At 69.2% G+C, this 21,249-nt stretch carries 18 protein-coding genes; 13 read left to right on the plus strand and 5 right to left on the minus strand.

The genetic code is table 11. The features are described 5' to 3' along the window. Window positions 1-3: 3 nt before the first annotated feature. The 3 genes from ACWCQS_RS09905 (at window position 4) to ACWCQS_RS09915 (ending at window position 5,169) form a co-directional block, all read left to right on the plus strand. A complete protein-coding gene (locus ACWCQS_RS09905; protein ID WP_451003972.1) occupies window positions 4-1,224 on the plus strand; it encodes a sensor histidine kinase in 1,221 nt (406 codons plus the stop codon). A gap of 32 nt (window positions 1,225-1,256) precedes the next feature. Then, a complete protein-coding gene (locus ACWCQS_RS09910) occupies window positions 1,257-1,937 on the plus strand; it encodes a response regulator (protein ID WP_450980745.1) in 681 nt (226 codons plus the stop codon). Window positions 1,938-2,067: 130 nt separating this feature from the next. Beyond that, complete coding sequence (locus ACWCQS_RS09915) at window positions 2,068-5,169, plus strand: efflux RND transporter permease subunit (RefSeq protein WP_451003973.1); 3,102 nt, start codon at window positions 2,068-2,070, stop codon at window positions 5,167-5,169. Between the two features lie 51 nt (window positions 5,170-5,220). Here the strand turns inward: ACWCQS_RS09915 and nadA are convergent, their stop codons facing one another. Then, complete coding sequence (nadA, locus tag ACWCQS_RS09920; protein WP_451003974.1) at window positions 5,221-6,405, minus strand: quinolinate synthase NadA; 1,185 nt, start codon at window positions 6,403-6,405, stop codon at window positions 5,221-5,223. Between the two features lie 264 nt (window positions 6,406-6,669). Here nadA and ACWCQS_RS09925 point away from each other — a divergent pair, with 264 nt between their 5' ends. After that, the gene (locus ACWCQS_RS09925) at window positions 6,670-7,026 is read left to right on the plus strand and encodes a HesB/IscA family protein (protein ID WP_061919812.1); all 357 of its coding nucleotides are present in this window, start codon (window positions 6,670-6,672) and stop codon (window positions 7,024-7,026) included. Window positions 7,027-7,101: 75 nt separating this feature from the next. On the opposite strand, the gene ACWCQS_RS09930 is transcribed toward ACWCQS_RS09925, so the two are convergent. Further along, window positions 7,102-8,676, minus strand: a complete 1,575-nt coding sequence (locus tag ACWCQS_RS09930) for a hypothetical protein (RefSeq protein WP_451003975.1) — start codon at window positions 8,674-8,676, stop codon at window positions 7,102-7,104. Between the two features lie 100 nt (window positions 8,677-8,776). Next, window positions 8,777-8,995, minus strand: coding sequence for a hypothetical protein (locus ACWCQS_RS09935; protein WP_451003976.1), 219 nt, complete (start codon window positions 8,993-8,995; stop codon window positions 8,777-8,779). A 183-nt stretch (window positions 8,996-9,178) separates the two neighbouring features. On the opposite strand from ACWCQS_RS09935, the gene ACWCQS_RS09940 reads away from it, so the two are divergent. Beyond that, window positions 9,179-10,153, plus strand: a complete 975-nt coding sequence (locus ACWCQS_RS09940) for a carbohydrate kinase family protein (protein WP_388621563.1) — start codon at window positions 9,179-9,181, stop codon at window positions 10,151-10,153. Window positions 10,154-10,188: 35 nt separating this feature from the next. Here ACWCQS_RS09940 and ACWCQS_RS09945 read toward each other — a convergent pair whose 3' ends face one another. Beyond that, the gene (locus ACWCQS_RS09945) at window positions 10,189-11,568 is read right to left on the minus strand and encodes an aminotransferase class V-fold PLP-dependent enzyme (RefSeq protein ID WP_451003977.1); all 1,380 of its coding nucleotides are present in this window, start codon (window positions 11,566-11,568) and stop codon (window positions 10,189-10,191) included. A 284-nt stretch (window positions 11,569-11,852) separates the two neighbouring features. On the opposite strand from ACWCQS_RS09945, the gene ctaC reads away from it, so the two are divergent. The 4 genes from ctaC to ACWCQS_RS09965 all read left to right on the plus strand — a co-directional run bounded on the left by ctaC (window position 11,853) and on the right by ACWCQS_RS09965 (window position 16,362). Further along, window positions 11,853-12,812, plus strand: coding sequence for an aa3-type cytochrome oxidase subunit II (ctaC, locus tag ACWCQS_RS09950; RefSeq protein WP_451003978.1), 960 nt, complete (start codon window positions 11,853-11,855; stop codon window positions 12,810-12,812). Next, window positions 12,809-14,542, plus strand: a complete 1,734-nt coding sequence (gene ctaD / locus ACWCQS_RS09955; protein WP_450980739.1) for an aa3-type cytochrome oxidase subunit I — start codon at window positions 12,809-12,811, stop codon at window positions 14,540-14,542. Before ctaC ends, ctaD begins: the two co-directional genes overlap by 4 nt. After that, on the plus strand, window positions 14,539-14,937 hold the full coding sequence (locus ACWCQS_RS09960) for a cytochrome c oxidase subunit 4 (protein ID WP_450980738.1): 399 nt from the start codon (window positions 14,539-14,541) through the stop codon (window positions 14,935-14,937). Before ctaD ends, ACWCQS_RS09960 begins: the two co-directional genes overlap by 4 nt. A gap of 165 nt (window positions 14,938-15,102) precedes the next feature. After that, window positions 15,103-16,362, plus strand: coding sequence for an Ig-like domain-containing protein (locus tag ACWCQS_RS09965; protein ID WP_451003979.1), 1,260 nt, complete (start codon window positions 15,103-15,105; stop codon window positions 16,360-16,362). Window positions 16,363-16,417: 55 nt separating this feature from the next. Here ACWCQS_RS09965 and ACWCQS_RS09970 read toward each other — a convergent pair whose 3' ends face one another. Continuing rightward, entirely contained in the window at window positions 16,418-16,819 is a 402-nt protein-coding gene (locus tag ACWCQS_RS09970) for a hypothetical protein (RefSeq protein ID WP_451003980.1), read from the minus strand. A gap of 167 nt (window positions 16,820-16,986) precedes the next feature. Here ACWCQS_RS09970 and ctaE point away from each other — a divergent pair, with 167 nt between their 5' ends. The 4 genes from ctaE to qcrB all read left to right on the plus strand — a co-directional run bounded on the left by ctaE (window position 16,987) and on the right by qcrB (window position 21,172). Then, window positions 16,987-17,607 (plus strand): aa3-type cytochrome oxidase subunit III, encoded by a 621-nt coding sequence (gene ctaE, locus ACWCQS_RS09975; protein ID WP_351203789.1) that lies wholly within the window; start codon window positions 16,987-16,989, stop codon window positions 17,605-17,607. A 63-nt stretch (window positions 17,608-17,670) separates the two neighbouring features. Further along, entirely contained in the window at window positions 17,671-18,483 is an 813-nt protein-coding gene (qcrC, locus tag ACWCQS_RS09980; RefSeq protein WP_388621551.1) for a cytochrome bc1 complex diheme cytochrome c subunit, read from the plus strand. Further along, on the plus strand, window positions 18,480-19,538 hold the full coding sequence (gene qcrA / locus ACWCQS_RS09985; protein ID WP_451003981.1) for a cytochrome bc1 complex Rieske iron-sulfur subunit: 1,059 nt from the start codon (window positions 18,480-18,482) through the stop codon (window positions 19,536-19,538). Before qcrC ends, qcrA begins: the two co-directional genes overlap by 4 nt. Continuing rightward, window positions 19,535-21,172, plus strand: coding sequence for a cytochrome bc1 complex cytochrome b subunit (qcrB, locus tag ACWCQS_RS09990; RefSeq protein ID WP_451003982.1), 1,638 nt, complete (start codon window positions 19,535-19,537; stop codon window positions 21,170-21,172). Before qcrA ends, qcrB begins: the two co-directional genes overlap by 4 nt. Window positions 21,173-21,249 lie beyond the last annotated feature (77 nt).

Here is a 21,249-nt window from a genome sequence, read left to right on the forward strand (position 1 = left end):
GACGTGAGCACTCTCGAACGAGCCCGTTGCCGCGTGAAGGCCCACCCCCTCGCGCTGGACGCGTCCATCGCCGCAGCCGTGCTGGCATGCATGGTCGCCGGCTCCTTCGTGGTGCCCCGCGGAGCGCACGGCGTCACCTGGGGGGTCCGCACCCCCGACCCCCTCAGCCTCCTCCTCATGCTGCTCGCCGCGGCCACGCTGGTCTTCCGTCGCCGCGCCCCCCGGACGGTCCTCGCCGTCACCGACGCCCTCTCCGTGGTCGAGTGCGTCACCGGCGACCCCCGCGCCCCGGTCGCGATGTCCGCCGTGGTCGCCCTGTACACCGTCGCCTCGACCACCGACCGCACCACCACCCTGCGTGTCGGCCTGCTCACCATGACCGTGCTGACGGCCGCCGCCATGCTCGGCGGCCCGCTGCCCTGGTACGCGCAGGAGAACCTCGGCGTCCTCGCCTGGACCGGCATCGGCGCCACCGCCGGGGACGCCGTACGCAGCCGGCGTGCGGTCGTCCAGGCCATCCGGGAGCGGGCGGAGAGAGCCGAACGCACCCGGGAGGAGGAGGCCCGGCGCCGGGTCGCCGAGGAGCGGCTGCGCATCGCCCGCGATCTGCACGACGTCGTCGCCCATCACATCGCCCTCGTGAACGTGCAGGCCGGGGTGGCCGCGCACGTCATGGACAAGCGGCCCGACCAGGCCAAGGAGGCCCTGGCCCACGTCCGTGAGGCCAGCCGCTCGGCACTGGAGGAACTGCGCGCCACGGTCGGCCTGCTCCGCCAGTCCGGCGATCCGGAGGCCCCCACCGAGCCCGCCGGCGGGCTCGGTCGGCTGGAGGAGCTGGCGGACACCTTCCGCAACGCGGGACTGCCGGTGGAGGTGGCCCGCGCCGACCAGCGCACCGAACTGCCCGCCGCCGTCGACCTGGCCGCCTACCGGATCGTCCAGGAGGCCCTGACCAACGTGCAGAAGCACGCGGGACCGCAGGCGAAGGCCGAGGTCAGCGTCGTACGGGTGGGGACGGACATCGAGGTCACCGTGCTGGACAATGGCGCGGGCGCGGCCGGAGTGCCCGGGGCCGGCGGCGGGCACGGACTGCTGGGCATGCGCGAGCGGGTCACCGCCCTCGGCGGCACTCTCACCACCGGACCCCGCTACGGCGGCGGCTTCCGCGTCCATGCGATCCTGCCCCTCAAGACCCGCACCGAGACCCGCGAAGATCCGTACTGAGACCCGTACGACGGCCCCCGGGGGGAGCCCGCATGACGATCCGTGTCCTGCTCGCCGACGACCAGGCCCTGCTGCGCAGCGCGTTCCGGGTGCTGGTCGACTCCGAGCCCGACATGGAGGTGGTGGGGGAGGCCTCCGACGGGGCCGAGGCGGTCCGGCTGGCGAAGGAGCAGGGCGCCGACGTCGTCCTCATGGACATCCGGATGCCCGGCACCGACGGACTCGCCGCCACCCGGCTGATCAGCGCCGATCCCTCCCTGGCCGAGGTCCGCGTGGTCATCCTGACCACCTTCGAGGTCGACGACTACGTCATCCAGGCCCTGCGCGCGGGCGCCTCCGGCTTCCTCGGCAAGGGCAGCGAGCCGGAGGAGCTGCTGAACGCCATCCGGGTCGCGGCGGGCGGCGAGGCCCTGCTGTCCCCGGCCGCCACCAAGGGGCTGATCGCCCGGTTCCTCGCCCAGGGCGACGGAGACGACGGGCGCGACCCCGCCCGCTCCGAGCGGCTCGGCGCGCTCACCGGGCGGGAGCGCGAGGTGCTGGTCCAGGTCGCCGGCGGCCACTCGAACGACGAGATCGCCGAACGGCTCGCGGTCAGTCCGCTGACGGTGAAGACGCACGTCAACCGGGCCATGGCCAAGCTGGGCGCGCGCGACCGGGCGCAGCTCGTGGTGATCGCGTACGAGTCGGGGCTGGTGCGTCCGAGGGCGGACTGATCTCCACCCGGGCGTACTGCGGGCGCAGTAGGGCCCGGATAAGGAAATGGACTCTGGGCTTACGGTTCGGCCGTCCGGGATGGCTCAGGGTGAGAGGGTCTGCCGCTCATAGATTGAGAGACCCTGATCCATGTCCTGGCTGTCGAGATTCAGCCTCCGGCAACGGGCCCTGATCGGCCTGATGTCGCTCGTCGCGCTCGTCTTCGGGCTGATCGCGATACCCCAGATCAAGCAGCAGTTGCTGCCCACCATCAACCTGCCCATGGTGTCGGTGATCGCGCCGTACCAGGGCGCCTCGCCCGACGTGGTCGAGAAGCAGGTCGTCGAGCCGATCGAGAACAACCTCCAGGGCGTCGACGGCGTCAAGTCCGTCACCTCCACCGCCTCCGAGGGCAACGCCGTGATCATGGCGTCCTTCGACTACGGCAACGACACCAAGCAGCTCATCTCCGACGTCCAGCAGGCCGTCAACCGGGCCCGCAACCAGCTGCCGTCCGACGTCGACCCGCAGGTCGTCTCCGGGTCCACCGACGACATGCCGACCGTGGTCCTCGCGGCCACCTCCGACAAGGACCAGCAGGCGCTCGCGGACCAGCTGGACAAGACCGTCGTACCGGCGCTGAAGGACATCTCCGGTGTCGGCCGCGTCCAGGTCACCGGCGTCCGCGACCTCCAGGTCGCCGTCACCCCGGACGACGCCAAGCTCGCGCGGGCCGGCCTCACCTCCGCCGCGCTCGGCCAGGCCCTCCAGGCGGGCGGCGCGACCGTCCCGGCCGGTTCCTTCGACGAGAACGGCGTGAGCCACACCGTCCAGGTCGGCGGCGGCTTCGCCTCGCTCCAGCAGATCCAGGACCTGATGGTCGGCGGCGAGAGCGGCGGAAAGCCCGTTCGCCTCGGTGACGTGGCCACCGTCAGGGAGCAGCCGGCCCCGGCCGACTCCATCACCCGCACCGACGGCAGGCCCAGCCTCGCCGTCACCGTGACCATGGACCACGACGGCAGCGCGGTCACCATCTCGAACGCGGTCAAGGACAAGCTGCCCGACCTGCATGAGCAGCTCGGCTCCGGCGCGAGGCTCACGGTCGTCAGCGACCAGGGCCCGGCCGTCTCGAAGTCCATCAAGGGCCTGACCACGGAGGGCGCGCTCGGTCTGCTCTTCGCGGTCCTGGTGATCCTGGTCTTCCTGGCGTCGATCCGCTCGACGCTGGTGACGGCGGTGTCCATCCCGCTGTCCGTCGTCCTGGCCCTGATCGTGCTGTGGACGCGCGGCCTGTCGCTGAACATGCTCACGCTCGGCGCGCTGACCATCGCCATCGGCCGGGTTGTGGACGACTCGATCGTGGTCCTGGAGAACATCAAGCGGCATCTCGGCTACGGCGAGGAGCGCACGGAAGCCATCCTCGGGGCCGTCCGCGAGGTGGCCGGCGCCGTCACCTCCTCCACCCTCACCACGGTCGCCGTGTTCCTGCCGATCGGCCTGGTCGGCGGCATGGTGGGCGCCCTGTTCGGCTCGTTCAGCATCACGGTGACGGCGGCCCTGCTGGCCTCCCTGCTCGTGTCGCTGACGGTCGTCCCCGTGCTGTCGTACTGGTTTCTGCGCGCCCCGGAGGGCACTCCCGAGGACGCGGCGGAGGCCCGCCGCCGGGCCGAGGAGAAGGAGGCGAACAGCCGCCTCCAGCGGGCCTACGTCCCCGTGCTGCGCTTCGCCACGCGCCGCCGCCTCACCAGCGTGCTGATCGCGATCGTGGTCCTCGTCGTCACGTTCGGCATGGGCGGCCTGCTGAAGACGAACTTCTTCGACCAGGGCGAGCAGGAGGTCATCACGGTCAAGCAGGAGCTGAAGCCGGGTACGAGCCTGGCCGCCACGGACGCGCAGGCCAAGCGGGTGGAGAAGCTGCTCGCCTCCACCCCGGGCGTCAAGGACTACCAGGTGACCGTCGGCTCCTCCGGCTTCATGGCGGCCTTCGGCGGCGGCACGGACACCAACCAGGCGTCCTACCAGGTGATGCTGAAGGACTCGAAGTCGTACGACAAGGTGCAGAAGCGCCTGGAGGACGGCCTGAAGCAGCTCAAGGGCATCGGTACGACGACCGTGTCGGCCGGTGACGGCTTCGGCAACCAGAACCTGAGCGTGGTGGTCAAGGCGTCCGACCCGCAGGTCCTGCGGACGGCGGCGGAGCAGGTCCGCTCCACGGTCGCCGGCCTCGACGGCGTCACCGACGTCACCAGCGACCTCTCGACCAGCGTCCCGCGGATCTCGGTCACGGCCAACGCCAAGGCCGCGGCGGCCGGATTCGACGACCAGAAGCTCGGGGCGGCGGTCGCCCAGGCGGTGCGCGGTACGACGGCGGCGAAGGCGATCCTGGACGACACCGAGCGCGATGTCGTGGTGAGGTCGGCGAAGCCGGCGACGACGCTGGAGCAGCTCCGGGCGCTGCGCCTGGGCCCGGTGAAGCTCGGCGACATCGCCACGGTCAAGCTGGTGGACGGCCCGGTGTCCCTGACCCGGATCGACGGCCGGCGCGCCGCCACCATCACGGCCAGGCCGACCGGTGACAACACGGGTGCGATCAGCACCAAGCTCCAGTCGAAGATCAAGGCGCTGAAGCTGCCGGCGGGCGCGAAGGCCGAGATCGGCGGCGTGACCTCGGACCAGAGCGACGCGTTCAAGAACCTGGGCCTGGCCATGCTGGCGGCGATCGCGATCGTCTTCATGCTGCTGGTGGCGACCTTCCGCTCGCTGGCCCAGCCGCTGATCCTGCTGGTGTCGATCCCCTTCGCGGCGACGGGCGCGATCGGCCTGCTGGTCGCCACCGGCACCCCGATGGGCGTCCCGGCGATGATCGGCATGCTGATGCTGATCGGCATCGTGGTGACCAACGCGATCGTGCTGATCGACCTGATCAACCAGTACCGCAGGCAGGGCTACGGCGTGGTCGAAGCCGTCGTCGAGGGCGGCCGGCACCGTCTCCGCCCGATCCTGATGACGGCGCTGGCGACGATCTTCGCGCTGCTGCCCATGGCCCTGGGCGTCACCGGCGAGGGCGGCTTCATCGCCCAGCCGCTCGCGGTGGTCGTCATCGGCGGCCTGATCACCTCCACTCTGCTGACCCTGCTCCTGGTCCCGACGCTCTACGCGATGCTGGAGCTCCGCAAGGAGCGGCGCGCGAGGAAGCGGGCGGCCAAGCGGGAGGCGAAGGCGGAGAAGGTGCTGGAACCGGCCGGAGTCTGACGGCATGCGAAAGGGCCGGGTCCCGTCCGGGACCCGGCCCTTTCGTGCGTGCTAGGGAAGCGCGAGCATCCGCTCCAGCGCCAGCTTCGCGAACGCCTCCGTCTCCTTGTCGACCTCGATCCGGTTGACCAGGTTGCCCTCGGCCAGGGACTCCAGGGCCCAGACCAGGTGGGGCAGGTCGATGCGGTTCATGGTCGAGCAGAAGCAGACCGTCTTGTCGAGGAAGACGATCTCCTTGTCCTCGGGCGCGAAACGGTTCGCCAGACGGCGGACCAGGTTCAGCTCCGTGCCGATGGCCCACTTCGAGCCGGCCGGGGCCGCCTCCAGGGCCTTGATGATGTACTCGGTGGAGCCGACGTAGTCCGCGGCGGCCACGACCTCGTGCTTGCACTCCGGGTGGACCAGGACGTTCACGCCCGGGATGCGCTCGCGGACGTCGTTGACCGAGTCCAGGTTGAAGCGGCCGTGCACCGAGCAGTGGCCGCGCCACAGGATCATCTTGGCGGCGCGCAGCTCCTCCGCCGTCAGCCCGCCGTTCGGCTTGTGCGGGTTGTAGACCACGCAGTCGTCCAGGGACATGCCCATGTCCCGGACGGCGGTGTTGCGGCCGAGGTGCTGGTCGGGCAGGAACAGCACCTTCTCACCCTGCTCGAAGGCCCAGTCGAGGGCGCGCTTGGCGTTCGACGAGGTGCAGATCGTGCCGCCGTGCTTGCCGGTGAAGGCCTTGATGTCGGCGGAGGAGTTCATGTACGAGACGGGGACGACCTGCTCGGCGATCCCGGCCTCGGTCAGGACGTCCCAGCACTCCGCCACCTGCTCGGCCGTCGCCATGTCGGCCATCGAGCAGCCGGCGGCGAGGTCGGGCAGGACGACCTTCTGGTCGTCGGAGGTGAGGATGTCCGCCGACTCGGCCATGAAGTGCACACCGCAGAAGACGATGTACTCGGCCTCCGGGCGGGCGGCCGCGTCCCGGGCCAGCTTGAAGGAGTCGCCCGTGACGTCGGCGAACTGGATGACCTCGTCGCGCTGGTAGTGGTGGCCGAGCACGAAGACCTTGTCGCCGAGCTTCTCCTTGGCCGCGCGGGCGCGCGCGACCAGGTCCGGGTCGGACGGCGAGGGCAGGTCACCGGGGCACTCGACGCCCCGCTCGCTCTTCGGGTCGGCCTCACGGCCGAGCAGCAGCAGGGCGAGCGGAGTCGGCTGCACGTCGAGTTCCGGGGTCTGGGCGGTGGTCACGACACGCACCCTTTCTACTTTTCGTCTAACTGACGCTATCTATCATAACTGGTTCACGTCAGTTTGACGACGGCCATAGCGTCGATGTGACGTGAATCCCGCTCGGGTCCCTCCACAGGCCGCTGCCGACCCCGTAGGGCATGTGCGAGCATGAAGACGGAAGTAAAAACGCGACAACGCGATTGCCCGGCCTGGAATGAATCCGCGGAAGCGCCGGTTGCACTCGTCGGCAAGCAGTCTCCGTACAACCCGGGAGAGATGTAGATGTCCGTATCGGACGAGACCACCACCGTCACCGACGGCATCATCCTGACCGACGCCGCCGCGTCCAAGGTCAAGGCGCTGCTCGACCAGGAAGGCCGCGACGATCTCGCGCTGCGTGTCGCCGTCCAGCCCGGCGGCTGCTCCGGCCTGCGCTACCAGCTCTTCTTCGACGAGCGCTCGCTCGACGGTGACGTGGTGAAGGACTTCGGCGGGGTCAAGGTCGTCACGGACCGCATGAGCGCTCCGTACCTCGGCGGCGCGACCGTCGACTTCGTGGACACGATCGAGAAGCAGGGCTTCACCATCGACAACCCGAACGCGACCGGCTCCTGCGCCTGCGGCGACTCCTTCAGCTGAGAACGGAGTGCCCCGCGCCCCAAGGGGCGCGGGGCTTCTTCTCCTGTGCGGCTACCGCCGCGCGGGCGCGAACGGTCACGAACCTCCCCGCAGCGCGCCCGGCTTGCCCTGCGGAATGCGGCTGCCGTCGATGCCGACCACCGTCCGCCCGCCGAGCGGCGCGGCCAGCCGGACGGTCTTCACGTACTCTTTGGCGATCAGCACACACACCTTGTCCGGCCAGGGATGCTCGGTGACGCTCACGGTCACCCGCTCGCCGCTCTCCTTCGCCGCCACCGTGTAGTCGGCGCACACCCCGCCGTAGAAGCTCACGGTCAGGACCCGGCCCTCGGCCAGGTAGCCGGTGACCTTCACGGTGTGCGGGCTCGGTGCCGTGCCCGGCCCGCTGGGGGCAGTCGTCGCCGACGCCACATACCGCGGATCGACCGCCGGGTACGAGACCGTCGACGCGCCCTGGCCGGCCGGCTCCCGCACCTCGAACAGCCAGGACGGCACCAGTGTCTGCCGACCGGCGACTGAGTGCGCGGCCAGCCCGAACTCCGCCTTCTCCACGGTGACCGGGTCCGTCCCCGCGTCCGCCCCCCGCTTCGGCACGCCTGTGGACCCGCCGCAGGGCTGCTCCAGTCGATTCTTCAGCGGCACCGGACTGGCGCAGCCGCCGATCCCCATGCGGTGGTCGCCCTTCGGCGCCGCGTTCATCAGCTTCAGCGTCTTCGCGGCACTCAGCACGGGATACGTGTCGCCCTTCACCGGCGCCCCGAGCAGCCCGTGCCCGCCGACCAGCGCGCCCCGCTCGTCCACGGTCAGGCCGGTCGTCCAGCCGTACGTCGGCAGCCCGCCGACCACCGGATCGGCGTTCACGACCCGCTGACTCCCCATGACCTGGCTCGCGTCGATCTTCGCGTCGTCCAGCCCCGCCGCCTTCAGCACCGGCGCGGCCGCCTCGGTCGCCTTGCGCACGCTCACCGGGGCGCCGGTCGGGCCCATCGGGTCATGCGTGCACAGGACGCCCTTCTTGCAGTCGTCGGTGCCCGGCGCGTACCGGCTGAACGTCCAACTGCCCGGCGCGTCCCGGTTCACCGTCAGACTCGGCCCGGCACCGTCCTTGCCGCCCACCCGCCAGATCCGGCCCTCGGCCACCGGCGTGCCGTCGATGCCCAGCGCCTTGGCCAGCCGGGTCACCGCGTCCTTGCCGACCTCGCCCTTCGGCACGTACACCGGCGCGGCGCCGGGGCCGGCCGGCAACTCGCCCTGGGCGACGTACGTGGCGCCGTAGGGGTCCGGTTCGCCCGGGGCGATGCCGCCGGTGCCGCTGAAGCCGTCCAGCGCGAGCGGCGGGGGAGTGGCCCCGGAGCCGGCCGCCCCGGGTCCGCCCGTACGGCCGCCGGTGGCGCCGCTCCCCGCGAGGTAGGCGCCGCCGCCGACCAGCAGCACGGCGGCCGCGACGGAGATGACGACGAGCCGCGACCGCCGCCGGCCGGCCGGCCCGTCCTCCGTGTCACCGGCGCCCTCCGCCGCGGCGGGCACCGGCTCAGGCTGCCCCGAGTCCTCGACACCCTCCTGGCTCCCGCCGTTCCCGGCGCTCTCCGCGCTCTCGGCATGCTCGGAGCCCTCGGGGTGCTCGCGGTTCTCGGGTCGCTCGGTGTTCACCGCATCGCTCCTCGCTGGTCGTATCCGGCATCCCCCGTCTGGGGGACGGCGATGGGACGCGCGAGGGGAGCGTGCGGTTCCCCGCGAAATGCGCCCCGCGTCAGTCGCCGTAGTCCGACATCGCGTCCAGCAGCCGTGCGGACCGCGCCGGCACGGTCACCCCGTGGATCAGCGACGGCGGCACCGGCCGGGGCTCGGTGTGCTCGGGGACCGCCCAGTGCGGAGCCATCCGGGCGCAGTCGCCGCGCAGTGCGGCGAGGTCGCCGGGGTCACTCCCGAGGTCGGCGGGAGCGGTGTGGCGGAACTTGAGGTTCGTCATGACCGCACCGTAGGCCTGCTCCGGGCCGCGAAGAAAGATCTACTATCGGGTAGTTTCGCCAGCTGCAGAGTGAGCGGCCGAGCGGGTAGCGTGAACTGTCAACCCGCCCTCCCGTCTCCCACTGTCACCCTTCCACGAGCGCTCACGCGCGCACCTTCTTGATTCCGCAGGAGATTCCCCGTCGTGCGCATCGCAGTCACCGGCTCCATCGCCACTGACCACCTCATGACCTTCCCCGGCCGCTTCGCCGACCAGTTCGTCGCGGACCAGCTGCACACGGTTTCGCTCTCCTTCCTCGTCGACAACCTGGACGTGCGCCGGGGCGGCGTCGGCGCCAACATCGCCTTCGGCATGGGCCAGCTCGGCACCCGGCCCATCCTGGTCGGTGCGGCCGGCTCCGACTTCGACGAGTACCGGGCCTGGCTCGACCGGCACGGCGTGGACACCGGCTCGGTCCGGATCTCCGAGACCCTGCACACCGCCCGCTTCGTGTGCACCACCGACGCCGACCACAACCAGATCGGCTCGTTCTACACCGGCGCGATGAGCGAGGCCCGCCTCATCGAGCTGAAGACCGTCGCCGACCGCGTGGGCGGCCTGGACCTGGTCCTCATCGGCGCCGACGACCCGGAGGCGATGCTCCGCCACACGGAGGAGTGCCGCTCCCGCGCGATCCCCTTCGCCGCCGACTTCTCCCAGCAGATCGCCCGGATGGACGGCGACGAGATCCGGGTGCTGCTGGACGGGGCGACGTACCTGTTCTCCAACGAGTACGAGAAGGGCCTCATCGAGTCCAAGACCGGCTGGAGCGACGCCGAGATCCTGGCCAAGGTCGGCCACCGCGTCACCACGCTCGGCTCGCGCGGCGTGCGCATCGAGCGGGTCGGCGAGGACCCGATCGAGGTCGGCTGCCCCGAGGAGGAGCGCAAGGCCGACCCGACGGGCGTCGGCGACGCCTTCCGCGCCGGGTTCCTGTCGGGGCTGGCCTGGGGAGTCTCGCTGGAGCGGGCCGCTCAGGTGGGCTGCATGCTGGCGACCCTCGTCATCGAGACGGTGGGTACGCAGGAGTACCGGCTGCGGCGGGGGCACTTCATGGAGCGGTTCGTGAAGGCGTACGGGGACGAGGCCGGGGAGGAAGTGCGGGCTCATCTGGGCTGAGGCCGGCCGTTCGGGGGCCGGCGCCCCCGGACCCCTCAGCCGACCCGGCGCACCAGGTACGCCGTACCCCGCTCCGCCGGTTCCTCCCCGACGTACTCCTGCCCCCGCATCTCGCACCACGCCGGGATGTCCAGACGGGCCGCCTCGTCGTCGGAGAGGACCCGTACGGTCCCGCCGACCGGCACCTGACCGAACACCTTCGCCAGCTCGATGACCGGGATCGGGCACCGCTTGCCCAGGGAGTCGACGAGCACTTCCCCGGGACCCTGCTGGGCGGCCGGTGCCGCCGGTGCGCCCAGCTTCTCCCGGACCCCCTCCACCGCCCCCGGCAGCACCTCCAGGAACCGCTCCACGTCGGCCTCCGCCGCGCCCATCGGCAGGGACACCCGTACGTTCCCCTCGCTCAGCACGCCCATCGCCTTCAGCACATGGCTGGGCGTCAGCGTGCTGCTGGTGCAGGAGGAACCGGAGGAGACGGAGAAGCCCTCCCGGTCCAGCTCGTGCAGCAGCGCCTCGCCGTCGACGTAGAGGCAGGAGAAGGTGACGATCCCGGGCAGCCGGCGCTCGGGTTCGCCGACGACCTCCACGTCCGGTACCAGTTGCGGCACCCGTGTCCGGATCCGCTCCGTCAGCTCCCGCAGCCGTACCGCCTCCTGGGCCGCCTCGGCGCGCACCGCCCGCAGGGAGGCCACGGCCGCCACGATCGCCGGGATGTTCTCGAAGCCGGGCGCCCGCCCCGACTCCCGCTCGTCGACGGGTCCTTGCGCGGCGAACCGCACCCCCTTGCGCACGACGAGCAGCCCGACCCCCGAGGGCCCGCCCCACTTGTGCGCGCTGGCCGTGAGCAGCGACCAGTCACCCTCGACCGGCCCCCAGCCCAGCGACTGCGCCGCGTCCACCAGCAGCGGCACCCCGGCGGCCCGGCACACCTCGGCCACCTCGGCGACCGGCTGCACGGTGCCGACCTCGTGGTTGGCCGACTGCAGACACGCCAGCGCGGTGTCCGGACGCAGGGCACTCGCATAACCCGACGGCTCCACGGCACCGGCCCGGTTCACCGGCACCTGGGTCACCGTGCCGCCGTCCGCCTCGAACACCTCCGCCGAATGGAGCACGGAGGAGTGTTCGACGGACGACACGATCAGGTGGCGTCCGACCCGGCGCCGCCCGGCCAACGCCCCCACGACACCCGTGTGTACGGCCCGCGTACCGGACGAGGTGAACACCATTTCGTCGGCCCGGCACCCGACCGCCTCGGCGGCCGCCTCCCGGGCGGCGTTCAGCAACATCCGGGCCTTGCGTCCTTCCCGGTAGAGCCGGGCAGGGTCCGCCCATCCCTCGTCCACAGAGGCCAACAGCGCCTGACGAGCAACGGGATGGAGGGGAACGGCGGAGGCAGCGTCAAAGTAGGCCATACGGCAACGCTAAACCGCCGGTCAGGGCAGCGTCCCGAAGGGGCGCGAGGCTGTGTCCACAGCGGCTCCGCCGCGGGGCCCGACCAGCCACAACGGACCCGCAGCCGCCAATTCAGCGAACCACCCGAGTTAGTAGGCACCCCTCCCCGCGAACCCCCGGAGGGCGTCGGCTAGGGTTTGGTCCGCATAAACATCCAAACCCCTGCCCGACGCAGGGCGGCGACCGACCAGCGAGAAGAAGGCCGCAGCCGACCGCGCGGGCGAGACTCTCGGGAAGGCGCTACGTGAGTCCCAACGGCTCCGACCGCTCGCCGCGGCGCCCGATGCGGCGGAAGCTGCTGCAGGCACTGACCGCGGGCCTGGTCCTGGCGACCGCAACCGGTTGCACATACAAGGACTTCCCCCGCCTTGGCATGCCCACCCCGACCACGGAAGAGGCTCCGCGGATCCTCTCCCTGTGGCAGGGCTCCTGGGCTGCCGCGCTCGCCGTCGGCGTGCTGGTGTGGGGCCTGATCCTGTGGAGCGCCATGTTCCACCGGCGCAGCCGCACCAAGGTCGAGGTACCTCCGCAGACCCGGTACAACATGCCGATCGAGGCCCTGTACACGGTGGTCCCGATCATCATCATCTCGGTGCTCTTCTACTTCACGGCCCGGGACGAGTCGAAGCTCCTCGACATCTCCAAGAAGCCCGACGTCACGGTCAACGTGGTCGGCTTCCAGTGGAGCTGGGGCTTCAACTACATCGAGAACGTCCCCGGTGTCTCCGGCGACGCCAAGACCGACAAGAACCTGGACGCCATTCCGGACCGGTTCAAGAAGGACTTCCCGGCGAACGCCGGCGGTGTCTACGACGTCGGTACCCCCGGCACGCGGAACCCGCAGACGAACAACCCCGGTCCGACGCTCTGGCTCCCCAAGGGCGAGACGGTCCGCTTCGTCCTGACCTCTCGTGACGTCATCCACTCCTTCTGGGTGGTGCCGTTCCTGATGAAGATGGACGTCATCCCGGGCCACACCAACTCGTTCCAGGTGACTCCGAACCACGAAGGCACCTTCCTCGGCAAGTGCGCCGAGCTCTGCGGCGTCGACCACTCGCGCATGCTGTTCAACGTGAAGGTCGTATCCCCGGCGGCGTACCAGAAGCACCTCCAGGACCTCGCCAAGAAGGGGCAGACCGGTTACATTCCCGCCGGCATCGCGCAGACGAGCCACGAGAAGAACCGGGAGACGAACAACCTGTGAGCATCCTCAACGAACCCCAGGGTGCCGCGGCAGCTGAAGGCGCGTACGCGGACGAGCTGCCGGTCAGGCGCAAGCAGCCCGGCAATCTCGTGGTGAAGTGGCTGACGACCACCGACCACAAGACCATCGGGACGATGTACCTCGCGACGTCGTTCGCGTTCTTCCTGATCGGTGGCGTGATGGCGCTGCTCATGCGCGCCGAGCTGGCCCGTCCGGGCCTGCAGATCATGTCGAACGAGCAGTTCAACCAGGCGTTCACGATGCACGGCACGATCATGCTGCTGATGTTCGCGACGCCGCTGTTCGCCGGTTTCGCGAACTGGATCATGCCGCTGCAGATCGGCGCGCCCGACGTGGCGTTCCCGCGGCTGAACATGTTCGCCTACTGGTTGTACCTGTTCGGCTCGCTGATCGCGGTGGGCGGCTTCCTCACCCCGGAGGGCGCGGCCGACTTCGGCTGGTTCGCCTACTCGCCGCTGTCGGACGCGGTCCGCAGCCCGGGTGTCGGCGCCGACATGTGGATCATGGGTCTGGCCATGTCCGGCTTCGGCACGATCCTCGGCTCGGTCAACTTCATCACCACGATCATCTGCATGCGCGCGCCGGGCATGACCATGTTCCGCATGCCGATCTTCGTGTGGAACGTGCTGCTGACCGGTGTCCTGGTCCTGCTGGCCTTCCCGGTCCTCGCGGCCGCGCTGTTCGCCCTGGAGGCGGACCGCAAGTTCGGCGCCCATGTGTTCGACGCCGCGAACGGCGGAGCCCTGCTGTGGCAACACCTCTTCTGGTTCTTCGGACACCCAGAGGTGTACATCATCGCGCTGCCGTTCTTCGGCATCATCTCCGAGGTCATTCCGGTCTTCTCCCGTAAGCCGATGTTCGGCTACATGGGTCTGATCGCCGCGACCATCGCGATCGCCGGTCTGTCCGTGACCGTGTGGGCCCACCACATGTACGTCACCGGTGGTGTGCTGCTGCCGTTCTTCTCCTTCATGACGTTCCTGATCGCCGTGCCGACCGGTGTGAAGTTCTTCAACTGGATCGGCACGATGTGGAAGGGCTCGCTGTCCTTCGAGACGCCGATGCTCTGGGCGACCGGCTTCCTGATCACCTTCACGTTCGGTGGTCTGACCGGTGTCATCCTGGCCTCGCCGCCGATGGACTTCCACGTCTCCGACTCGTACTTCGTGGTGGCCCACTTCCACTACGTCGTCTTCGGCACGGTCGTCTTCGCCATGTTCTCCGGCTTCCACTTCTGGTGGCCGAAGTGGACCGGCAAGATGCTGGACGAGCGCCTCGGCAAGATCACCTTCTGGACGCTGTTCATCGGCTTCCACGGCACCTTCCTGGTCCAGCACTGGCTGGGTGCCGAGGGCATGCCGCGTCGTTACGCCGACTACCTGGCGGCCGACGGCTTCACCGCCCTGAACACGGTCTCGACGATCAGCTCCTTCCTGCTGGGCCTGTCGATCCTGCCGTTCCTCTACAACGTCTGGAAGACGGCCAAGTACGGCAAGCCGGTCGGCGTGGACGACCCGTGGGGTTACGGCCGTTCGCTGGAGTGGGCGACGTCCTGCCCGCCGCCGCGGCACAACTTCCTCACCCTGCCGCGGATCCGCAGCGAATCCCCGGCGTTCGACCTGCACCACCCTGAGATCGCCGCGCTCGAGCAGCTTGCGCACAGCGGTCACGGCACCGCCATCGCGGGCAGCAAGGAGGCCGGCAAGTGAGGATCCAGGGTCGGATGTTCATCTGGCTGAGCGTCTTCATCCTGATCATGGCCATCGTGTATGGCGTGTGGTCGAAGGAGCCGGCCGGTACCACCGCACTGTTCCTGGCCTTCGGCCTGAGCGTCATGATCGGCTTCTACCTGGGCTTCACCGCCCGGCGGGTCGACGCGGGCGCCCAGGACGACAAGGAGGCCGACGTCGCGGACGACGCGGGCGAGCTGGGCTTCTTCAGCCCGCACAGCTGGCAGCCGCTTCTGCTGGGCTTCGGCGGTGCGATCGCCTTCCTCAGCATCGCGGTCGGCTGGTGGCTGATCTACTTCTCCGCCCCGTTCATCGTGGTCGGTTTGTTCGGCTGGGTGTTCGAGTACTACCACGGTGAGAACCGCACCCAGTAGCACTCGCGCGCACGCAACCGGAAGCCCGGACGCTCCCTCAGGAGGGTCCGGGCTTCCGCTTTTTCCACAGGCCACGCCGGTGCGGTCGTTCCTTTGCCGTAGTGTCGATCCCCCGTACGGCCTACTCGCCGCGCCAATGGGGTCAGCGCCTCATAACGTGATCGTATGAACCACACTCCGCGGACCCGCACCGTCGTCAGCTGCGCTCTGCTGGTGACCGCGCTCGGCGCGGGCGTCACCGCCTGCGGTTCGGACGGCAACCCCCTGTCGGCCAAGCCGTACGACGCGGCGGACCTGATCGACTTCAACGGCCCCACCGAGCCGGGGAAGCAGGCCGACCCGGACAAGCCCCTGGAGATCACCGCCAACGGTGACGACCGCATCACCGACGTCACCGCCCAGGACTCCGCAGGACGCTATGTGGCGGGCGAACTCTCCGCCGACGGCAGCAGATGGCACAGCACCGCCCCGCTGGCCGCCCACACCCACTACACGGTCACCGTGAGCACCGAGGACGGCGACGGCGCGCCCGGCCGGAAGGTCTTCTCGTTCGACACCAGCAAGCCCACCAGCAGGAAGCGCCTGACCGTCACCTTCGGGCCGAAGTCGGGCCAGTACGGCGTCGGACAGCCCATCACCGCCCAACTCGACCAGGAGGTCAAGGACAAGGCGCAGCGCGCCATCGTGGAGCGTGCCCTCCGGGTGGACTCCGTACCGGCCGTGCAGGGCTCCTGGTACTGGGTGAGCGACAAGGAACTCCACTACCGGCCCGAGGAGTACTGGCCCACCCACGCCACCATCACGGTGCACAGCAACCTGGACGGCATCAGGATCAGCGACCGGCTGTGGGGCGGCCCGGCCAAGCCCGTGAAACTCACCATCGGCGACCGGATCGAGGCCGTCACCGACGGCGCGACGCACCAGCTGACGTTCTACAAGAACGGCCAGGACATCAAGCGGATCCCCGTCACCACCGGCAAACCCGGCTACGGCACCCGCAACGGCATCAAGGTCGTCCTGGAGAAGGCGTACGTCGTCCGCATGCGCGGCACCACGATCGGCATCGCCGCGGGCAGCTCCGACGCCTACGACCTGTCGGTCTACTACGCCACCCGGGTGACCTGGTCCGGCGAATACGTGCACGCCGCGCCCTGGTCCGTGGGCTCACAGGGCTACGCGAACGTCAGCCACGGCTGCACGGGCATGAGCACCGGCAACGCCCAGTGGTTCTTCGACAACATCCACCAAGGCGACATCGTCAAGGTCGTCAACGCCAACGGCCACCAGATGGAGGACTTCGGCAACGGCTTCGGCGACTGGAACGTCGACTGGAACAAGTGGCGCAAGGGCAGCGCCCTGGTCAACGGCAAGCCGGACGGCCCGTCCGACGCGGACACGGTGAGACTGCAGCCGACGGCCTTCTGAGCGCCCCGCAAGGGGCGCGGGGCATCCGCGCACGAAGCCCTGCGCCCCGAAGTTCTCAGGCGCTCAGCAACCGCTTCTGACGGAGCAGGGAAGCCAGGGCGGAGGCGAACTCCACCGGATCCACCGGCAAGGTCACCGCCGAGTCGGCCCGGCTCCACGTCGCCAGCCACGCATCCTGCGGCCGCCCCATCAGCAGCAGCACCGGCGGGCAGTTGAACACCTCGTCCTTGATCTGCCGGCAGACCCCCATACCCCCCATCGGCACGGCCTCACCGTCGAGCACACAGACGTCGATGCCGCCCTTGCCCAACTCCCGGATGACCGCCTCCGGAGTGGCACACTCCACGAACTCGACCAAGGGGACATCAGGAGCCGGCCGACGCCCGGCGGCCAGCCGTACTTGCTCGCGGGTGTTGGAGTCGTCGCTGTAGACCAGCACCGTGGCGGTCGGCTGCATTGTTCCTCCGGGACGTCAGCGTCGTACGGACGGGACGGACAGGGCCGTTCGGGGCGGAGCTTACTCCCGTCGAAGTCCCCATGAACACCACGTCAACACCGGTTCGGCGGGGAGCAACACTCCGAACGGCACCCCCCGGAGTGAGGGCGGGATAAGCGACCGACATAATGTCGGTCGTGGCGACAGCAACGACAGTAGAAACCGGGCACGCGCACCCGTCGGTCAACCGGCCGAACCTCACCAGCGTCGGAACCATCATCTGGCTGAGTTCCGAGCTGATGTTCTTCGCGGCCCTCTTCGCGATGTACTTCACCCTGCGATCGGTGACGGGTCCGGCGCACTGGAAGCACATGGCCGACGCGCTCAATGTGCCCTTCTCCGCGACGAACACCACGATCCTGGTGCTCTCCTCGCTCACCTGCCAGCTCGGCGTGTTCGCGGCCGAGCGCGGTGACGTGAAGAAGCTCCGCGGGTGGTTCATCCTCACCTTCATCATGGGTGCGATCTTCATCGGCGGTCAGATCTACGAGTACACGAGCCTGGTGAGGGACGAGGGCATCTCGCTCTCCTCCGACCCGTACGGCTCGGTGTTCTACCTGACCACCGGCTTCCACGGCCTGCACGTGACGGGCGGTCTCATCGCCTTCCTGCTGGTCCTCGGGCGCACCTACATGGCCAAGAGGTTCACCCACGAGCAGGCGACCGCCGCCATCGTCGTGTCCTACTACTGGCACTTCGTCGATGTGGTCTGGATCGGCCTTTTCGCCACGATCTACCTGATCAAGTAGCCGGGACCGGCTCCCGCACATCCAGAAGCACCGACGCAGAAGATCCTGACACCGGGGTAATCCGTGAAAAAGCTCTCCGCACGACGACGCCATCCGCTGGCGGCGGTCGTCGTCCTACTCCTCGCGCTGGCGGCCACTGGGGGGCTGTACGCCGCGTTCGCGCCCGCGGGCAAGGCGCAGGCCGATGATTCCGCCCAGTCCCTGACCATCAAGGAGGGCAAGAAGCTCTACGAGGTCGGCTGCGCCAGCTGCCACGGCACCGGTGGCCAGGGCTCCTCCGACGGGCCGAGCCTGGTCGGCGTGGGTGCCGCGGCCGTGGACTTCCAGGTCGGCACCGGCCGTATGCCTGCCGCCACCTCGCAGGGCGCCCAGGTCCCGCGCAAGAAGGTCGTCTACAACCAGACGCAGATCGACCAGCTCGCCGCGTACATCGCCTCGCTGGGCGCCGGCCCGAACGTGCCCACCAAGGACCAGTACGGCCCTGACGGTGCCGACATCGCCAAGGGTGGCGAGCTGTTCCGCACCAACTGCGCGCAGTGCCACAACTTCACCGGCAAGGGTGGTGCCCTGACCAAGGGCAAGTTCGCGCCCACGCTGGAGGGTGTCGACCCGAAGCACATCTACGAGGCCATGCAGACCGGCCCGCAGAACATGCCGTCCTTCCCCGACACCACGCTGTCCTCGAAGAACAAGAAGGACATCATCGCGTACCTGCACGCGGTCGACAGCAGCGAGACGACGAACCCCGGCGGTCTGGAGCTGGGCGGCCTCGGGCCGGTCAGTGAGGGTCTGTTCGCCTGGATCTTCGGTCTCGGCGCACTGATCGCAGTCGCCGTCTGGGTCGCCGCTCGGACCGCAAAGGCCAAGAAGTCATGAGTAGCCAAGACATTCCAGAAGAGAACCTGCCCGCTGAGCAGGGCGAAGAGCACCGTGCGGTAGCGGTCGCGGACGAGGAGAACCCGTTCGCCGACCCGGGGCTGCCGCCTCACGAGCACCGCATCCAGGACATCGACGAGCGGGCCGCCAAGCGGTCCGAGCGCTCGGTCGCCCTGCTGTTCACGGTGTCGATGCTGGCCACCGTCGGCTTCATCGTCTCGTATGTGACGATCCCGCACGACAAGAACATCTTCGTCTTCCCGATCGGGCACGTCAGCGCGCTGAACTTCGCGCTCGGTCTGACCCTCGGTGCGTCGCTGTTCTGCATCGGCGCGGGCGCGGTCCACTGGGCCCGCACGCTGATGTCCGACGTGGAGGTCGCCGACGAGCGGCACGCCATCGAGGCCCCGGCCGACGTCCGCGCGAAGGTCCACGCGGACTTCCGGCAGGGCGCCAAGGAGTCGGCGCTCGGCCGCCGCAAGCTGCTCCGCAACACGATGTTCGGCGCGCTGGCCCTGTTCCCGCTCTCCGGCGTCATGCTGCTGCGCGACCTCGGTCCGCTGCCCGGCACCTCGCTGCGGCACACCCTGTGGGCCAAGGGCAAGCGCCTGATCAACATGAACACGGGCCAGCCGCTGCGCCCCGAGGACGTCGCCGTCGGCTCCCTCACCTTCGCCAAGCCCGACGGGCTGGAGGAGACGGACGAGGAGTTCCAGACGGAGATCGCCAAGGCCGCGCTGATGATCGTCCGGCTGCAGCCCGGCAACATCAAGGACAAGCGCGAGCTCGACTGGTCGCACGAGGGCATCGTCGCGTTCTCCAAGATCTGCACCCACGTCGGCTGCCCGATCTCGCTGTACGAGCAGCAGACGCACCACGTGCTGTGCCCGTGCCACCAGTCCACCTTCGACCTCTCCGACGGTGCCCGAGTGATCTTCGGCCCCGCCGGCCACGCCCTGCCGCAGCTGCGCATCGGTGTGGACAGTGAGGGTTACCTCCAGGCGCTCGGCGACTTCGAGGAGCCCGTCGGTCCTGCATTCTGGGAGCGCGGATGAGTACTGCAGCGAACGAGACGCCCCGCTCTCGCGGGAAGGCACCGGCCGGCGAGCGTGTCGCCGACTGGGCCGACGGCCGGCTCGGGATCTACTCCCTGGCCAAGGCCAACATGCGCAAGATCTTCCCCGACCACTGGTCGTTCATGTTGGGCGAAGTGTGCATGTACAGCTTCATCATCATCATCCTCACGGGTGTGTATCTGACGCTGTTCTTCCACCCGTCGATGAACGAGGTGGAGTACCACGGCAGCTATGTCCCGCTGCAGGGACAGCTGATGTCCGAGGCGTTCAGCTCGACCCTGCACATCTCCTTCGACGTGCGCGGTGGTCTGCTCATCCGGCAGATCCACCACTGGGCCGCGCTGATCTTCCTCGCCGGCATGTTCGTGCACATGATGCGCGTGTTCTTCACCGGCGCGTTCCGCAAGCCGCGTGAGATCAACTGGCTGTTCGGCTTCCTGCTGTTCGTCCTGGGCATGTTCACCGGCTTCACCGGTTACTCGCTCCCGGACGACCTGCTCTCCGGCACCGGTGTCCGCTTCATGGAGGGCGCGCTCCTGTCCGTGCCGATTGTCGGCACGTACCTGTCGTTCTTCCTCTTCGGCGGCCAGTTCCCCGGCCACGACTTCGTCGCCCGGTTCTACTCGATCCACATCCTGCTGCTGCCGGGCATCATGCTCGGCCTGATGGTGGGCCACCTGATCCTGGTCTTCTACCACAAGCACACGCAGTTCGCGGGTCCCGGAAAGTCCGAGAAGAACGTCGTCGGCATGCCGCTGCTGCCGGTCTACATGGCCAAGGCCGGAGGCTTCTTCTTCCTGGTCTTCGGTGTCATCGCGGCCATCGCGGCGGTCGCCCAGGTCAACCCGATCTGGGCCATGGGTCCCTACCGTCCGGACCAGGTGTCCACCGGCGCCCAGCCCGACTGGTACATGGGCTTCTCCGAGGGCCTGATCCGCTTCATGCCGGGCTGGGAGATCAACTTCTGGGGTCACACGCTCGTCCTGGGCGTGTTCATCCCGCTGATGATCTTCCCGCTGGTCCTCGTGGCGATCGCCGTCTACCCGTTCATCGAGTCCTGGGTCACCGGCGACAAGCGCGAGCACCACATCCTGGACCGCCCGCGCAACGCCCCGACGCGCACCGGTCTCGGCGTCGCCTGGATGACGCTGTACCTGACGCTGCTGGTCGGCGGCGGCAACGACCTGTGGGCCACGCACTTCCACCTGTCGATCAACGCCGTGACCTGGTTCGTCCGGATCGCCTTCTTCGTCGGCCCGGTCCTCGCGTTCCTCGTCACCAAGCGGATCTGCCTGGGTCTGCAGCGCCGCGACCGCGAGAAGGTGCTGCACGGTCGCGAGACCGGCATCATCAAGCGGCTGCCGCACGGTGAGTTCATCGAGGTGCACGAGCCGCTCAGCCAGGAGCAGCTGCACACCCTCACGGCCCACCACCAGTACGAGCCGGCCGAGATCGGCCCGACGGTCGACGAGAACGGTGTCGAGCGCAAGGTCCCGGCCTCGGAGAAGCTCCGGGTGAGGCTGTCCAGTGCCTACTACGGCGAGGACAACCAGATCCCGAAGCCGACCGTCGAGGAGTACAAGGAGATCACGAGCGGCCACGGCCACCACTGATCCCCGCGTCGCCACGCCACGCTGAAGGGCCCCGTCCGGATGGGGGTACCCCCGGCTCGAGTTTGTTCGAGAGCTGG

The sequence above is a fragment of the Streptomyces sp. NPDC002076 genome (genome assembly GCF_053593835.1).

Bases quoted from the DNA above. Each gene is read 5' to 3' on its own strand.
- ACWCQS_RS09965 (WP_451003979.1), top strand. From the start codon at position 15,103: ATGAACCACACTCCGCGGACCCGCACCGTCGTCAGCTGCGCTCTGCTG.
- ACWCQS_RS09945 (WP_451003977.1), bottom strand. From the start codon at position 11,568: ATGGCCTACTTTGACGCTGCCTCCGCCGTTCCCCTCCATCCCGTTGCT.
- ACWCQS_RS09915 (WP_451003973.1), top strand. From the start codon at position 2,068: ATGTCCTGGCTGTCGAGATTCAGCCTCCGGCAACGGGCCCTGATCGGC.
- qcrB (WP_451003982.1), top strand. From the start codon at position 19,535: ATGAGTACTGCAGCGAACGAGACGCCCCGCTCTCGCGGGAAGGCACCG.
- qcrA (WP_451003981.1), top strand. From the start codon at position 18,480: ATGAGTAGCCAAGACATTCCAGAAGAGAACCTGCCCGCTGAGCAGGGC.
- ACWCQS_RS09970 (WP_451003980.1), bottom strand. From the start codon at position 16,819: ATGCAGCCGACCGCCACGGTGCTGGTCTACAGCGACGACTCCAACACC.
- ctaE (WP_351203789.1), top strand. From the start codon at position 16,987: ATGTCGGTCGTGGCGACAGCAACGACAGTAGAAACCGGGCACGCGCAC.
- ACWCQS_RS09925 (WP_061919812.1), top strand. From the start codon at position 6,670: ATGTCCGTATCGGACGAGACCACCACCGTCACCGACGGCATCATCCTG.
- ACWCQS_RS09935 (WP_451003976.1), bottom strand. From the start codon at position 8,995: ATGACGAACCTCAAGTTCCGCCACACCGCTCCCGCCGACCTCGGGAGT.
- ACWCQS_RS09910 (WP_450980745.1), top strand. From the start codon at position 1,257: ATGACGATCCGTGTCCTGCTCGCCGACGACCAGGCCCTGCTGCGCAGC.